General features: G+C 65.6%; 14 protein-coding genes. 5 read left to right on the top strand and 9 right to left on the bottom strand.

The features are described from left to right. Positions 1-49: 49 nt before the first annotated feature. From ACLNGM_RS22210 to ACLNGM_RS22195, 4 genes are all read right to left on the bottom strand, one after another. Positions 50-823, bottom strand: coding sequence for an SDR family NAD(P)-dependent oxidoreductase (locus tag ACLNGM_RS22210; RefSeq protein ID WP_416356626.1), 774 nt, complete (start codon positions 821-823; stop codon positions 50-52). Further along, positions 823-1,392, bottom strand: coding sequence for a type 1 glutamine amidotransferase domain-containing protein (locus ACLNGM_RS22205; protein WP_416356625.1), 570 nt, complete (start codon positions 1,390-1,392; stop codon positions 823-825). Before ACLNGM_RS22205 ends, ACLNGM_RS22210 begins: the two co-directional genes overlap by 1 nt. 171 nt (positions 1,393-1,563) lie before the next feature. Next, positions 1,564-2,652: a catalase family protein gene (locus ACLNGM_RS22200; protein WP_416356624.1), complete on the bottom strand. Its 1,089-nt coding sequence runs from the start codon at positions 2,650-2,652 to the stop codon at positions 1,564-1,566. Positions 2,653-2,840: 188 nt separating this feature from the next. Continuing rightward, positions 2,841-3,029: a hypothetical protein gene (locus ACLNGM_RS22195; protein ID WP_416356623.1), complete on the bottom strand. Its 189-nt coding sequence runs from the start codon at positions 3,027-3,029 to the stop codon at positions 2,841-2,843. Between the two features lie 190 nt (positions 3,030-3,219). Here ACLNGM_RS22195 and ACLNGM_RS22190 point away from each other — a divergent pair, with 190 nt between their 5' ends. Next, a complete protein-coding gene (locus tag ACLNGM_RS22190) occupies positions 3,220-3,843 on the top strand; it encodes a hypothetical protein (RefSeq protein ID WP_416356622.1) in 624 nt (207 codons plus the stop codon). Positions 3,844-4,259: 416 nt separating this feature from the next. On the opposite strand, the gene ACLNGM_RS22185 is transcribed toward ACLNGM_RS22190, so the two are convergent. Then, positions 4,260-5,144, bottom strand: a complete 885-nt coding sequence (locus ACLNGM_RS22185) for a LysR family transcriptional regulator (RefSeq protein WP_416356621.1) — start codon at positions 5,142-5,144, stop codon at positions 4,260-4,262. Positions 5,145-5,371: 227 nt separating this feature from the next. Between ACLNGM_RS22185 and ACLNGM_RS22180 the strand changes: the two genes are divergently transcribed. From ACLNGM_RS22180 to ACLNGM_RS22165, 4 genes are read left to right on the top strand one after another with little or no spacing between them, the layout of a single operon-like run. Beyond that, on the top strand, positions 5,372-6,361 hold the full coding sequence (locus tag ACLNGM_RS22180; protein WP_416356620.1) for a TRAP transporter substrate-binding protein: 990 nt from the start codon (positions 5,372-5,374) through the stop codon (positions 6,359-6,361). Positions 6,362-6,365: 4 nt separating this feature from the next. Next, positions 6,366-6,887: a TRAP transporter small permease gene (locus tag ACLNGM_RS22175; protein ID WP_416356619.1), complete on the top strand. Its 522-nt coding sequence runs from the start codon at positions 6,366-6,368 to the stop codon at positions 6,885-6,887. Next, positions 6,884-8,170, top strand: coding sequence for a TRAP transporter large permease (locus tag ACLNGM_RS22170; RefSeq protein WP_416356618.1), 1,287 nt, complete (start codon positions 6,884-6,886; stop codon positions 8,168-8,170). Before ACLNGM_RS22175 ends, ACLNGM_RS22170 begins: the two co-directional genes overlap by 4 nt. Positions 8,171-8,175: 5 nt before the next feature. Further along, complete coding sequence (locus tag ACLNGM_RS22165) at positions 8,176-9,441, top strand: aspartate aminotransferase family protein (RefSeq protein WP_416356617.1); 1,266 nt, start codon at positions 8,176-8,178, stop codon at positions 9,439-9,441. Positions 9,442-9,799: 358 nt separating this feature from the next. Here the strand turns inward: ACLNGM_RS22165 and ACLNGM_RS22160 are convergent, their stop codons facing one another. The 4 genes from ACLNGM_RS22160 to ACLNGM_RS22145 all read right to left on the bottom strand — a co-directional run bounded on the left by ACLNGM_RS22160 (position 9,800) and on the right by ACLNGM_RS22145 (position 14,882). After that, positions 9,800-11,458 carry an ABC transporter ATP-binding protein gene (locus tag ACLNGM_RS22160; RefSeq protein WP_416356616.1) on the bottom strand — a complete coding sequence of 553 codons (1,659 nt, stop codon included), beginning with the start codon at positions 11,456-11,458 and terminating at the stop codon, positions 9,800-9,802. Further along, positions 11,455-12,381 carry an ABC transporter permease gene (locus ACLNGM_RS22155; RefSeq protein ID WP_416356615.1) on the bottom strand — a complete coding sequence of 309 codons (927 nt, stop codon included), beginning with the start codon at positions 12,379-12,381 and terminating at the stop codon, positions 11,455-11,457. Before ACLNGM_RS22155 ends, ACLNGM_RS22160 begins: the two co-directional genes overlap by 4 nt. Positions 12,382-12,385: 4 nt before the next feature. Then, positions 12,386-13,300 carry an ABC transporter permease gene (locus tag ACLNGM_RS22150; protein WP_416356614.1) on the bottom strand — a complete coding sequence of 305 codons (915 nt, stop codon included), beginning with the start codon at positions 13,298-13,300 and terminating at the stop codon, positions 12,386-12,388. Between the two features lie 73 nt (positions 13,301-13,373). Next, entirely contained in the window at positions 13,374-14,882 is a 1,509-nt protein-coding gene (locus tag ACLNGM_RS22145) for an ABC transporter substrate-binding protein (RefSeq protein WP_416356613.1), read from the bottom strand. Positions 14,883-14,930 lie beyond the last annotated feature (48 nt).

The raw sequence follows: 14,930 nt of genomic DNA, 5'->3' as shown, positions 1-14,930 counted from the left end.
GATGGAGGGCGGGAGCTGGCAAGTGCCGGCCCCCGCCCAACTCAGCATGTCAGCTCAGCGCCGGCTGGCCGTTCGATGCCGACAGTCCCCCGTCGACCGGAAGGTTCACGCCCGTCACGTAACGTGCGTCCTCCGTTGCAAGGAACGCGATCACGCCCGAGATGTCGTCGACCTCGGCACCCCGGCCCATCGGGATGCGCTCCTCGAACTTCGCGATGAGGTCCGGCTGGTCCTTCATCCCAGCGGTGAACGGGGTGTAGGTCAGCGATGGGTTCACCGCGTTCACCCGCACGCCGTTCTTGGCCTCGTCCATCGCGAACGCCCGCGTGAAGTTCGTGACGGCGCCCTTGGCTGCGCAGTAGGCGGCGTGGTTCCAGTCGCCCCCGAGACCGGACGCGGAGGACACGTTGATCACCGCGCCTTTCGTCTTCCGGAGTTCGACGATCGCGGCCCGGCTCATATGGACGACACCATAGAGATCGGTCTCGATCACCTTGGTGAAGTCCGAGAACGGACCCTCGTCGATCCGACTGAGGTGGTCGACCCCGGCGTCGTTGACGAGGACGTCGATCCGACCGAACCGCTCCACCGTGATGGCGACGAGTGCCTCGCAGGCAGCGCCGTTCGAGACGTCGGTCTTGTGGGGCACGGCGCGTTCGCCGATCTCGCCTGCCACCCGCTTCAGGCCGTCGGCATCCTTGTCGGCGAGCACGACGGACGCCCCCTCGGACGCGAAGCGCTTGGCCGCTGCCTCGCCGATGCCGGATGCGGCGCCCGTCACGACCACGACCTTGCCCTCGAACCTCGACATGGTGCCGGCCATCAAGCGCTCCTCGTTTGGGCCGAGTGACGGCCTTCCTCGAACTCCTCGACGATCTTGGCGCAGAAGGCGGGTAGGTCGTTGGGATTGCGGCTGGTCACGAGACCCTGGTCGGTGACAACCTCCTGGTCGACGAACGTGCCGCCCGCGTTCTCGATGTCGGTCTTCAGCGTCGGGTACGCAGTTAGCGTTCGGCCCTTGACGACGCCGGCCTCTACCAGGACCCACGGTCCGTGGCAGATGACGCCGACTGGCTTGCCAGCCCCGAAGAAATCCCGGACGAACGAAACGACCTTCGCGTCACCGCGCAGCGTGTCCGCGCCGACGCAACCGCCGGGTACGACCAGCCCGTCGAAGTCGGCCGCCGAAACCTCGTCGATCGTCTTGTCGACGGTGTAGCTCGAGCCTGGGTCCAGGTCGTTGTTCACAGTCCGAGCATCGTCCTTCTTCAGGCTGATGACCGTGACGGTCGCGCCTGCGGCTTCCACGGCCGACTTGGGCTTGGCGAACTCGGGATCCTCGGTTCCACGCGGCGATATAAGGATGGCGATCCTGCGATTGGATAGGGTCATCGATGGTCCTGTGGGGGCTTTGCGGCACTGACACGGATGTGAGAGGCGCACGGACCCGATGAACGATGCGTATCTGGGCAGGTTCCGGGCTGTGAGGCGTTGTCGCAGGAATGCCGGGCGATGATGGCGACGCCATTCGAAAGGAACGGCGGCGCCAACGATCTGATACCGTCAGGCGGGGACCGCCTCGATCGTCGCCGGGTTCTCCTCCGGAATGCCGTTCTCGCGGTGCCGGAACTCGGACAGCGCTTGGTAGACCTGGAGCCGAGCCCGCATCACCGAGCCGAGCGGGCGGTGGGCGGCGAGACTGTGCGCCGGGCGGAACGTCATCACCTCGTCGAAGTACCGCTGACGGGCCGCGCTGTAGGCATCCTGCGCAGGTAGGCGAATCTTGGCGACGGTGACAAACGGGCTGACGTTCTCAGGCCATTCCACCGAGGCATCCTCGATCGGCTGGCTGTCCGCGTCGCGCCATAGCTGGGCTCGCAATTCGAACACGACCTCGTTGGCCCGGAAGTGGGCAACCGTCGCATGGCGGAAGCCGTCCTCGTCCTCCTTCGGGTCGAGCCGCCATTCCTTCAGGGCGTCCTGCGCCAGCGAGACCGGAAAGGCGCCGAGCTTGGCAACATAGTCGCCGAAGCGGATCGGCGCCTGGCTGTAGTAGGGCTCGGCGAGCGGATGTGAGAACGGGTGGCCGAAGAAGTCGGCCTTCGGGCTTTCGGTGCCGAAGGCGTGCAGCACGCGGTTGAAGTTGCGGGCCAGCGAGGCAACGGCGCTTTTGGCGCCCTCCGGCAACCCTGTCGCCTTGCCAATCACCGTGCCGTCGCGCAGGAAGCCCTCCGCGGTGCCGGAGGGAAAGGTCGGGCCGCTGGCGAGCACGAAGTCCTGCGTGTCCGTGGCGTGGCCCGGCAGCTTCTCGCCGGGCACGTCGAAGACCTTGATCGACAAGCCGCGGTGGGTGGACACTCGGTCGCCTAGCCGCTCGCCGGGCCCTTGCGCGAAGCGGACCGCGACGGGATGGACTCCGGGGCGGGCGAAGAGCCCTTGTGCCAGTTCGGCAGGCAGCCCCTCTGGGATCTCCAGCATTCCCACGGCAAGGGCGGTCGACTTCGCATGGCTGGCGCGCACGGCATGGTGCTCGCGCTTCTCCACCGTCTCGGACTGCTCCGTCATTCCCCGGATAATGCCGTCGATCGTCTTCTGCTCGCCCTCGCTCGGCTGCTCGACGTCGGGGCTGAAGGGAAGGGGCGGATGGACCATCGCGTCATCTCCGGTTTTGCGCCGCCGACGCTCTGTGCGGCGCGGCCTGCTGGAGCGATAAGGGCAAGTACTCGGAAGGGTTCCAAGAAGCTCGGGAACCAAAGCCCGCGCACGAGATGGCCGGTCACGCGAGAGAGGGCGCTTCGAACTCGGATGAGGAGATCCGACGGCGAGGCCAAGCACCGAGACTATGGAACGCCGCAGTCATTCAGTTCAGCATCGGCGCGCAGTTTGCCATGGGCAACGCGCAAGCATTGCTCGCAGATGTCGACCTCATATCCGCCCACCAGGCGGATCACGGCGACGGTCGGCGAATGGTCAAGGCAGACATCGCACTTGGCGACATGGGCGTCTGTCCCGTGCTTGATGCGGACCAACTCGGATCGGACTTGATCCGTTACAGGGCGAATATCTGGCATACGATATAGTTGGGGCGCTATTACGTGATTGCCACCTCCGCTTCCAAGACTAAGAGGCACGCCCCGGCCATCTGGGTGTTCATGTAAACACCGAGCCGTAGCAAACTCGTGGCAACAATGTCCGCTCCTGAGGAGCGATCGGACTGACATGTATGACGTAGAAGGGTCGAAAGCGGATGGACCTCTTCCGGGCGTCCGGTTCCTTGGCGTCGAGCGGCTGGGCTGGGTGGTTTGCGGACCGTCCGTTTCAAAGGGCGTAGAACCAAACCCGGACCTAGGCGCGCTTTCATGTTACTCACCGATTATGGAACATTTGGTGGAAGCCAAGGCAGACTTCGTTGCACGCGGATCACGTGGAATCTTGCTGTTCTGCATGGCAGCCGTGTTTCTCTGCTGTGGTGTTTGTCTGCATTGGCTTGGTGCCTTTGGCCCGATCCCATTTGCTGAAGCGCCACAGGACGTTCTCGAAAGAGGCGTGATCACGGTCGGCGCGCTCATATTCGGAGGAAGCGGACTGGTCTGTTTCGTGGAGATGTTTCGACCGCCCAGGGAGCTGAATATTGGTCCGCAGGGTGTCTATTGGAGCGATTGGGCAGAGGAAGTTATTCCTTGGTCCGAGATCACCCGCGTCGCAGTGCGCGATAAGGATCAAAGCCGTTGGTTTGTCCTGCAACTGCGCGACGGGAGCATCTTCCAAAATCTCTATCCAAGAGGGCGCTGGAGGAGGCTGATCTCCCGAGCCAACCGCGTATGGTATCGTGGCAAGCTGTGAATCAACATGACCTCCTACGACCGCCGTTACGACGAAGCGTACACAGCGTTCGAGACCTTCAGTCCGACTGGCGTTGTGTTCGAGGTTCCAGGTCGCTCGCCTCGCCATCGACAGTGATGAATGTCGCCTTTCAGGAAGGCCCTATAGTGAGCGGAACGACGCAAAGGGGTCGAGTGCTGAAGGTCCGCTTTTGCGCGCTAATTCCAATAAGCGGACCGACCGCTAACGGCCCGTATCAGACCAATCCCAATGCTAAGGTCAAGGTAGATTGCACTGAGTTCCCGGCGGAGCGCTTCTGCCTACGATGCTGACAAATATAACCGGTATATGATCGAGCAGCGGGCGTTTTTCGCCTTTATATGCTATTCAACAGAAAATTCGGAACGTCACCCAACCAGAACTACATCCCGATTAGATTACAGGCAAAGCGCTTTCTCGACGACAGTACCACCGGCATCGGAGAAGCACGTGCGCATGAAACTCGTTACCTGCCGGACGGCAAGCCGCGATTGCTGGAACGTGTAGATCGCCAGAGCCAGGGACGGGATCGGCGGCAGGCCGTCCTCCTCGCCGAGGCGACGCCAATCAGGTGGCACGGCGGACTCGGGCAGGACCGTTATCATATCACCGGAGGCGACAGCCAGTTGGAGCCCTTGGATCGACGACGATGAGTAGCCGATCTTCCAGGGGCGCCCCGCCTTGTCGAGCGAACGGAGCACGAGAGGCTTGGAGCGGCAGCCGTCGGGAAACAGGGCCAGCCTTAGGACGGGCGCCGTTTCCGGCGACCGGCTGGGGCCGGCACACCAGACCTGCCGCTCCGTGCGCAGCACCTCGCCCTTTGGCTCCGCCGAGTTCTGCGTGATGATCGCCATGTCGAGCTCGCGCGCCTCGACCATCGACTCCAGCTGGCAGGAGAAGCCGCAGCGCAGATCGATCCCGACGAGCGGAAAGCGCGGTGCGAAGGCCTCCACCAGGGCGCCCCCGAACAGGGCCAGATAGTCGTCCGGCATGCCGAGGCGCACGCGCGTTTCGTGCGCGGCATCCGACAGGGAGGCGATCGCCTCGTCCTCCAGGCTGAGGATCTTCTGGGCGTAGTGGTGCAGCCGCTCGCCCGCGCTGGTCAACGCGACGCGGCGCGGCAGCCGGTCGAATAGCTTCCGCCCGAGCCGCTCCTCCAACCGCGCGACGGCGATGGAGACGGCGGCTTGCGACTTGTTGATGCGCTGGGCTGCCACCGTGAAGGAACCGGCCTCCGCGACCGCGACGAAGGCCAACAGGGCATCGCTGTCGAGATGACGCATTCTCGGATCCTCTGGTTGACGCCTCCACAAAGCGCTATGCCTAATCGCGCGTCAAGCCCACTGTCTGTGCAGCGGTCGTCTCGTGGAAGTGCGGAAGGCGTCGGCGAGCGATCGCATAAGCCGCGCTTATCCCGTCATAAAACTTCAAAATAGCGTGTAAACAACCGTTTACGCCCATCGGCGTCCCTGCGAACCTGCTCGTCATCGCCACCGGTTCGAGGTTCGCCATGCTTGACAGAATGACACGCCGCTTCTTGATGGTCGCTCTCGTCGGCACGGCCTTGTCGCCGCTCGGCCTGCCGCAGGCGGCCGAGGCCGCCAAGCTCCGCCTGGCGCACGCCTCGTCCAACGACAGCCTCATCAACAAGGCGGCGCTCGAGTTCCAGCGTAAGGTCAAGGAGAAGACCAACGGCGAGCTGGAGATCGTCGTCTTCCCCGACGGCCAGCTTGGCGACGAGGATCCGATCGTTGAAGGCGTCGGCACAGGCTCCATCGACATCGGCCTTGGCGGCTCGGTGGACGCGATTGAGCCGCGTTTGAATGTCGTCTCCCTGCCGTTCCTGTTCCAGAACAACGCGGCCATCCACGGCTTCCTCGATGGTCCGGTCGGCCAGGAAATGCTTGGCTTCGGGCAGGACCGCGGCTATGTCCTCCTCGGCGCTCTGGACTCCGGCTTCCGCCAGTTCGCCTCCGAGAAGACGGCGATCACTACACCCGCCGATCTCTCAGGCCTGAAGATCCGCACGCCGCCCAACCCGGTGATCCTCGCGACCATGCGCCAGCTCGGCGCGCTGGCTGAGGCGATCCCCTTCGGTCAGGTTTACACCTCGCTCCAGGCCAATGTCGTCAGCGCGGTCGAGCCCGAGATCCGCGACTACTACGATTCCAAGTGGTACGAGGTCGCCGGCAAGCTCTCGATCGCCAACTATATCTGGACCGCCAACTGGTGGTTCATGAACAAGGACAAGATGGACGCCCTGCCGCCCAACCAGCAGGCGGCGCTGAAGGAAGCAGCGACCGAGACCGTCGTTTGGTATCGCGGCCAGTTAGATTCGACCTACGCGCGCATCCTCGACGAGCTGAAGGCGAAGGGCGTCGAGGTCTCCACGGTTGACCCCGCGCCGTTTCGCACGGCGGTGACGCCGGTCTACGACGAGTTCGGCGCCGAATGGGGCGAGGATCTTGTCCGGAAGGTGCGCAAGGCGGCTAGCGAGTAAGCCGGTGGAACAGCCCCCGTTCCTATCACAGCCCACTCCCTTGAAGGGGCGCGGGCAGCGAGCCTTCGCCCTGGCGGGGGCCGTCGCCTTCGCCATCCTCTTCGTCTCGACCCTTCTCAGCGTGATCGCGCGCCTCTTCGCGCTCCCACATTTCGAATGGACCTTCGAGGTCGCGGCTATCGCCTTTGTGTGGGTGACGTTTCTCGGCATCGTGGTCGGCGAGATCCGGGGCGAGAACGTGTCGTTCGACCCGATCAAGGAATGGTTTTGCCCCTCGATCCGCCGCGGCATCGACGGCGGGATCGCGGTCTGCGTCGTCATCCTAGGCCTCGTCTTCCTGTGGAGCGGCTGGGCCGTCTGGCAGCGCTTCGCCTTCGTGCCGACCCCGGTCCTACGCCTGCCGCAGGGCGTGACCATCGCCTCGATCCTAGTACTGGGGCTGGCGCTGGCCGGCCTTGGAGCCGCGCGCGTCGTCCGGGTGCTGCGCGGGCAGGATCCGTACCCAGAGCGGGAGCCTGCCGCATGACGCTCGCCGTCCTGATCCTGTCCTTTACGATCCTGCTCTTCGCCGGCGTCCCCATTTCCTGGGCCATGGGCCTGTCGAGCCTGCTGGCCATCGTGACCGGCGATCTCGGCGTGCCGGCTGCCTGGTTCGCGCAGCAGACGATCCGCGGCGCTGACGAGATCACACTCGCTGCCATTCCGCTCTTCCTCTTTGCAGGCGAGCTGATGAACCGAGGCGGGCTCACGCGCCGCATCGTCAACGTCGCCGAGCACCTGCTCGGCCGCATCCGCGGCGGACTGGGTCTCGTCAATGTCGCGACCGCGCTCGTCTACGGCGGCATCAGCGGCTCGGCCACGGCCGATACTGGGGCCGTCGGTTCGATCATGATCCCCGCGATGACGGAGCGCGGCTACCCCAAGGCCTTCGCCGCCGCCGTCACGGCCGCGGCCGGCACGCTCGGCATCATCGGGCCACAGAGCGTCATTCTGATCCTCTACGGCGCGCTCACCAACACCTCGATCGGCGGCCTGCTGCTCGCCGGTATTCTGCCCTCGATCTTCGTCGCCGCCGTGATGATGGCGACCACCTGGATCGTGGCGCGCCGCCACAACTTCCCGCGCCTGGAGACGCGCTTCGACGCGCGCGAGGTTGCCCGCGACACCGCCTTTTCGCTGCCCGCACTCGCCATGCCGCTCATCGTCCTGTCGACGATCGTCGGGGGCTTTGCGACCGCCACCGAGGCCTCGGCGATCGCCGTCGTCTATTCGTTCCTTGTCGGCACGCTGGTCTATCGCGAACTGTCCTGGCGCGACATCTATCCGGCCGTGGTGGGCGCGGTGACGACGACCGGCGTCATCATGATGATCATGGCGCTCGCCACGCCCTTCTCCTGGATCCTCACCGTCGAGCAAATCCCGACGCTGGCGGCCGACTGGATCTCCGGCTTCTCGTCCGGCCCCGTCGTGACCGTCCTCTTGATCCTCCTGGTCCTGTCGGCGGTCGGCTTCTGGCTGGACCTCGGCCCCTCCCTCGTAATCATGACGCCGATCCTAGTGCCCATCGCGCGCGACGCTGGCCTCCAGCCCTTCCAGATCGGGGTCCTCTTCACCATCACGCTCGGCGCCGGCCTTTTCACGCCGCCGGTCGGCACCAACATCACGGTGGTCTGCAACATCGCCAAGCTCGACATGTACGCTGTGTCGAAGTGGCTGATGCCCTACTGGATCGCCAGCCTCGTCTGCATCGCCGGCATCGCCCTCGTCCCAGGCATGACGGAGTGGCTGCCCTCCCTGTTCGGAATCTGAAGTCGATGTCCCATCTCGTTTCGGGAATTTCCAGCGCCGGGCGCGCCGTGCCCGACGTCGAAGGCCGGCGTTTCCTTGTCTCCCGCGCCGAAGGCCCCTATGTCTTCGACGATCGCGGTCGGCGCTATGTCGATACGGCGATGGGTTTCGGCGCGACGCTCCTCGGCCACAGCCATCCTGCCGTCGTCGACGCCGTGTCCCGCGCGGTAGCCAACGGCTCGATGCCGGCCTATGCGCATGCCCTGGAAGAAGAGGCGGCGAGTGCGCTTGCCACCCATACCGGCTCCCTTGACCAGGTGGTGTTCCTCAACTCGGGCAGCGAAGCGGTGCATCTCGCCTGCCGCGTTGCGCGGGCCGCCACCGGACGGCGCGTCGTCGCCAAGCTTGCGGCGGGCTACGACGGCTGGTTCTCGGACGTCGCCTTCGGCAATGCCGGATCCGAGGCCGCCGGGATGCGCTCCAACAGCCGGCCTCGCCAAGGGGACACCGTGCTCACGCGCTTCAACGACATCGAGGATTTGCGCGCACTCCTCGCCGAGGAGCCGAATCTTGCCGCGATCATCGTTGAGCCGATGATGGCCAATGCCGGCTGCCTGCCTCCGGATCCCGACTATCTCGCGAACCTCTCGCGCCTCGCTCGCGAGGCCGGCGTCATGGTGATCGCCGACGAAGTGCTCATGGGGTTTCGCGTTCGACAGGGTCTTTCCGGCCACGGCTTCGGCCTCGATCCCGACCTGGCGACGCTCGGCAAGGCGATCGGCAACGGCTTTGCCGTCGCCGCGCTCGTCGGCACGCGCGAGGCGACGGCCGTGTTCCGGGACGGGCGCCTGAGGCAGGCCGGCACCTACAACGGAAACCCGGTGGCTTGCGCCGCAGTGGCGGCAACGATGGGCATTCTCTCGACGCTCGACTATGGCGCCTTCCTGTCGAAGGGAGACGATCTGCGCACTGAGATCGAGAAGGACGTCGCGCGTCTGTGGCGTCCGGTGTCCACCAGCGGCTATGGAAGCGTTTTCACCCCCTGGTTCACGCCAACACCGCCCCACACATATGTTCAGGCGAGCGCGTCCGTAGATCCAGAATTGACTCTCGCGCTGCATCTGGCTCTGCGCCGACACGGCGTCATCTCAATGCCCGCCGCTTTCGGTCGCCACTATCTCTCGGCGGCACACGATCGCGAGGCATTGGATTTGTTACGAGATGCCTTTCGACATGCAGCGAGAGAACTTTCCAACAGACACGACATTGGACCGGTCTACCGCTCGAAATGATGTCGTATCCGCTGTGGGAGGTGATGGAAGTGAAACCAAAGGGCTATGCCGTTCGTGAATGGAACGGCCGCTATCTGCCAGATCACCTCTAAAGCGGACGGACCGCTGACGGCCCGGTCGCGCTGTGCTGTTGCAGCAAAGCCGGGTAAAGAGGTGACAGTCCCATGGCGGTGGTCTGAGGCGGAAGCTGACGAACCGCATGTTACGGCAGCGCCGGAATCACGCAAGCCAACCAGCGGTCAACTGCCGATTTGCATCCGGGTCTCGCAGCAAGCTGTCCCATTTCATTCGAACCGCTGCCTTGCGGGCCAACCGCAGCCTTCCGCGGTTCCATGGCCGACCACAGTGGCGGGCTGAATCAATGGCTGCGTGAAGCATCCACTCCTGCCGTTTCCCATTTTGGCCTGGGCGAAGACGACAGAAGCGTCCGAGTGTACTCGTGGCGGGGAACCGCGAACAGGGTTTCGGTATCCGCCTCCTCGACGACCTTGCCGCCCCGCATGACAATGATGCGGTCGGCGAAGTTCCGGACCACCGGCAGGTCGTGGGTGATGAAGACGTAGGCGAGGCCGAGGCGGTCGCGAAGATCGGCGAGGAGGTCGATCACCTGCATCTGAACGGACACATCGAGAGCGGACACCGCCTCGTCGCAGACGATGAGTTCGGGGTCGCAGGCGAGCGCCCGGGCGATCGCGATGCGCTGGCGCTGTCCGCCGGAGAACTGGTGCGGATGGCGGCTCGCCCAATCCGGGTTCAAGCCGACGAGGTCGAGAAGCTCTCGCACACGGGCGCGCCACTGCGCCCTCGGCAGGATGTCGCCGTGAATGCGCCAAGGCTCCGAGATGATCGCCTCGACCGTCATGCGCGGGTTCATCGAGCCGTAGGGGTCCTGGAAGACCATCTGCACCTTGCGGCGGAAGCGCAAGAGCTCCCCCCGTTCCAAGCCGTAAATGTCCGTGCCACGGAAGAGCGCCCGGCCGGCGGTCGGCTCGACGAGCCTCAGCAACATCTTGGCGACGCTGGACTTGCCCGATCCGGACTCGCCGACGATGCCGAGCGTCTCGCCGCGTCCGACCCGGAACGACACGCCCTCCACCGCCGCCACGCTGCGCGGGGAGGAGAACAGCCCGCTGGTGACCTGATAGACCTTGGTGAGCCCCTGAACGTCGAGAAGCGGCTCCGTGGCTGGCGCCTTGGAACGGCGGGCTCCTTCGCCGTCGTGGGAGGGGATCGCGGCCATCAGTCGGCGCGTGTAGTCGTCGCCGGGCTGAGTGAAGACGGCGCGCGCCTCGCCCTCCTCGACGATGCGCCCGCGCCGCATGACGATGACGCGATCGGCCATCGAGGCGGCGACTTCGAGATCGTGGGTGATCATCACCAGCGCCATGCCGAACTCGCGCTGGAGATCGGCGAGGAGGTCGAGGATCTGCGCTTGGACGGAAACGTCGAGCGCGGTGGTCGGCTCGTCGGCGATCAGGAGGGATGGGCCGAGGGCGATCGCCATGGCGATCATGACGCGCTGGCGCTGGCCGCCGGAGAACTCGTGGGGATAGCGGTCGAAGCGCGCCTCGGGTTCGGGGATGCCGACGCGGCCGAGAAGCTCGATGCCACGCCTGCGCGCCTCGGCGCCGGCGCAGACGCTATGAGCGCGGAACACCTCGCAGATCTGCGCACCGACCGTGTAGACCGGGTTGAGATGGGCGAGGGGATCCTGGAAGATCATCGCGATCTTCCGACCGTTGATTCGCCGCCGCTCCTCGGGCGTCATGCCTGCGAGGTCGCGGCCCTCGAAGAGGATCTGCCCGGAGACGATCTCGGCTGGCGGCGTGTCGAGGATGTCGAGCACGGTCGAGGAGCTGACGCTCTTGCCCGAGCCGCTCTCGCCCAGGATGCACAAGGTCTCGCCCCGTCGCACCCGGAGGCTGACGCCGTCCACCGCGCGCACCGGCGCCTCGTCGGATAGGAAGTCGACCGTGAGGTCGCGGATCTCGAGAATGGGAGGATCGATCGCAGTCATTTCGGCGCTCTCCTCAGCGACTGGAGCCGCCAGTGCTGGTGGGGATCGGAGGCGACGCGCGCCCAGCTCGCGACGATGTTGAGCGAGAGCGTCGTCAGCATGATCAGGAGGCCCGGCCAGAAGGCGATCCACCACGCGGTCTGCAGGTAGCCGCGCCCCGTCGCCACCATCGCGCCCCAGGTGAAAGCCGGGGGCTGAATGCCAAGGCCGAGGAAGCTCAGTGCCGATTCCGCTAGGATGACGGCCGCGAAGTCGATTGCACCGATGGTGACGAGCGTCGGGATGGTGAGCGGGGCGATGTGGCGGAACAGGATGCGTCCGTGTCCGGCGCCCATCGAGCGCGCTGCCTGCACGAACATGCGCTCGCGCAGCTCCAGCACCTCCGCCCGCGTCGTGCGCAGGTAGATCGGCACCCGCGTGACGGCGAGGACGATGATGAGGTTGGTGACGCTCGGACCCAGGAGATAGAGGACGATCAGCGCGAGGAGCAGCGACGGGAAACTCATGATGACGTCGGCGACGCGCATGATGCCTTGAGCGAACCAGCGCCGCGAATAGCCCGCCACGAGCCCGAGGCAGCCGCCCAGCACCATCGAGCCAAGGACTGCCGCCGCCGCGATGCCGAGCGTCGTGCCGGCGCCGACGAGGAGGCGAGCCAGCATTGGGCGGCCGAGCGTGTCGGCGCCGAGCACGTAAAGCCAGCCGGCACTGAGCGTGAAGGGCGCGAGGTTGCGCTGGCGCAGCCCAGGCCGCGTGGCCGCCGCGTCGAGAAGGAACGGCGACAACGCGGCGGCGACCGCCAGCACGAGTAGGAACAGGACGGCGACGAAGGCCAGCTTGTCGCGCCACAGCCATGCGACCCAGGTGCCAAGCCGCGCCGTGTGGGACGCCGGCCGATCGAGGGTGGTGGTGATCTCGCTCATGGGGTCAGTACCGGATGCGCGGGTCGAGCGCGGCGTAAAGGAGGTCGATCAGGATGTTCAGGAGGAAGATCGCGCAGGCGGTGACGAGGATCGTGCTCTGGACCACGGCGAAGTCGCGCTGGACGATGGAATCGATCATCAGCTTGCCGATGCCGGGCCAGCCGAAGATCGTCTCCACCACCACCGCCCCGTTGACGAGGCTTGCGGCGAGATCTCCCGCCACCGTGACCACCGGGAGCATCGAGTTGCGCAACCCGTGTCGCAGGAGGATCGAGCGAGGTGCTAGCCCCTTGGCCTTGGCGGTTTTTACGTGCGGCTGCGCGAGCACGCCGATCATCGTCCCGCGCACGACCTGGACCAGGAGGCCGAAGGGGCGCAGCGTAAGGACGGCCACCGGAAGGATCCAGTACGCGAGACCCCCGATGCCGGACGTCGGCAGGAGCCCGAGGCCGACCGAGAAGACGAGGACGCCGACGATCGCCACCCAGAAGTCCGGGGCGCTGGCGCCCGCCAGCGAGACGAAGCTCGACAGGCGATCGAACCAACCGCCGGGCCGGGCCGCGGCGAGCGCGCCCACTACGAGAGCCAGCGAGAAGGACAAGAGAATGGCGAAGAACGCGAGTTGGAGCGTGCGCGGGAAGGATTCCAGCGCCACCTCCATTGCCGGTCGGTTCTGCCGGAGCGACATGCCGAAATCGAGGCGGAGGAGATCGCCGAGATAGGCGAAGAACTGGGAGACCACGGGCTGGTCGAAGCCGTTCAGGCGATTGAACTCCTGGCGCGCCTCCTGCGAGGAGTCGAGCGGCAGGAACAGGGCCGCCGGATCGCCCGTCAGGCGCGTCAGCACGAAAACGAGGATCAGGAGACCGAGGATGGAGACCGCGCTGTTGAAAGCGCGCTTGCCGATGAAGCCGAGCATGGGATGCGTCCGTCCTGAAAATGCGACGGTCAACCGGAGGACGGAAAGCCGCCCCCCGGCACGGGACCTACAGCTATTTGAAGCGGATCTGCGCGAGCGGGATCTCGCTGTTGGTGGCGAGGCTCGGACGCCAGTCGATGCGAGGGCCGACGGCCGTAAAGCCGATCATGTGGAACATCGGCACGTCGGCGGCGATCTCGTCGTGGACCTTGCCAAAGACCGCGCGGAACTTCTGTCCGCGCTCGTCGCCGGTCGCCGCCAGCGCCGTGTCGATCTCGGCGTCCATCGCCGGATTGTCCAGCGTCGAGTAGCTGCCCGACGAGCGGTAGAGCAGCGGCACGGTGAAGGCGGCGTCCCCCTTGTTGTTGTCGTGCTGGATCTGGAGAAGCGTCGGGCCGCGCTCGGCCGGAAACGGCTTCTGGAGGTAGCGGGTCCAGTCGGCCACGTCGAGCATGGTCAGCTTCACGTTGAAGCCGGCATCGTTCCACATGGCCATCATGGCTTCCATGGCTTCGGTGCCGTTGGGATAGATGCCGTTGCGCCCGACGAGGTTGATCTCGGTGTCGACCGGAACGCCTGCCGCACGGGCTTCCTCCAGAAGCTTGGCCGCACCGTCGGGATCGAAGGCCCAGGGCTTCAGGTCCTTGTCATGGCCGTTGATGCCCGGCGGCACCATCTGCGAGGCGCGCAACGCCTCGTCACCGAAGAGGCCTGCCATCCCGTCCCAGTCGATCGCCATGTTGAGCGCCTTGCGCACGCGCACGTCGTCGAGCGGGGGATAGTCCATGTCAATGCGGACCGCCGTCGTCTCCGAGTTGAGGTAGGAGACGTCGCGGGCGGGGTCGGTCGCGTCCTGGAGCGCGATCGTCGGCGTCAGGTCGGCCTCGCCGGTCTGGATCATCGCGATCCGCAGCGAGGACTCGCCGCGCCAGACATAGGTGGCCTTCGTCACCGCCGGCGCCTCGCCCCAATAGCTGTCGGAGCGCTCGAGGACGATGCGCTCGGGGCTTGCCTCCTTCAGCGCATAGGGTCCAGTGCCAACCGGCGCGTTGGTCGCCTGCGCCGCCGAGGTCTTGGGCGAGACGATCATTGCCACCGAGATGAGCGTCGGCAGGATCGGCTGCGGCTGCGTGGACTTCACGTCGACCGTGGTGGGATCGACCACCTCGACGGTGATCGTGTCGCTGCCGAACTTGGCGAGGTTGTTGCAGGTGAAAGCCTTGGACGTCATGCGGTCGATCGAGAACTTGACCGCCTCGGCGTCGAAGGTCTCGCCGTCCCCGAACTTGACGCCCTCGCGCAGCTTGAAACGCCAGGTCAGCGGTTCGACCTGTTCCCAGGACGTCGCGAGCTTCGGGTCCACCGAGCCGTCCGCTGGATCCACCACCGTCAGGGTCTCGGTGATGTTCTGGCTGAGCACCTGCCCGACATCGGTCAGGATCGAGCCGCAGGGCTCGAGGTTACTCGGCTGCTCCGGCAGGACGATGGTGATCTCGCCGGCCGCTCCTTGCGCGAGGGCGGGCTGCGCGACCATGCCGGCCAGGGCCGCAAGGGCCATCCCGGCGATCGTGGTTGTCCTCATGATGATCCTCCCGTTCGTGTCGTCAGGTTCAGGACGGCCAGCGCCTCC

It is taken from the genome of Aureimonas phyllosphaerae (assembly GCF_047943035.1).
Lineage (GTDB): Bacteria > Pseudomonadota > Alphaproteobacteria > Rhizobiales > Rhizobiaceae > Aureimonas > Aureimonas phyllosphaerae.
This window is presented reverse-complemented; position numbering and strand designations above follow the sequence as displayed.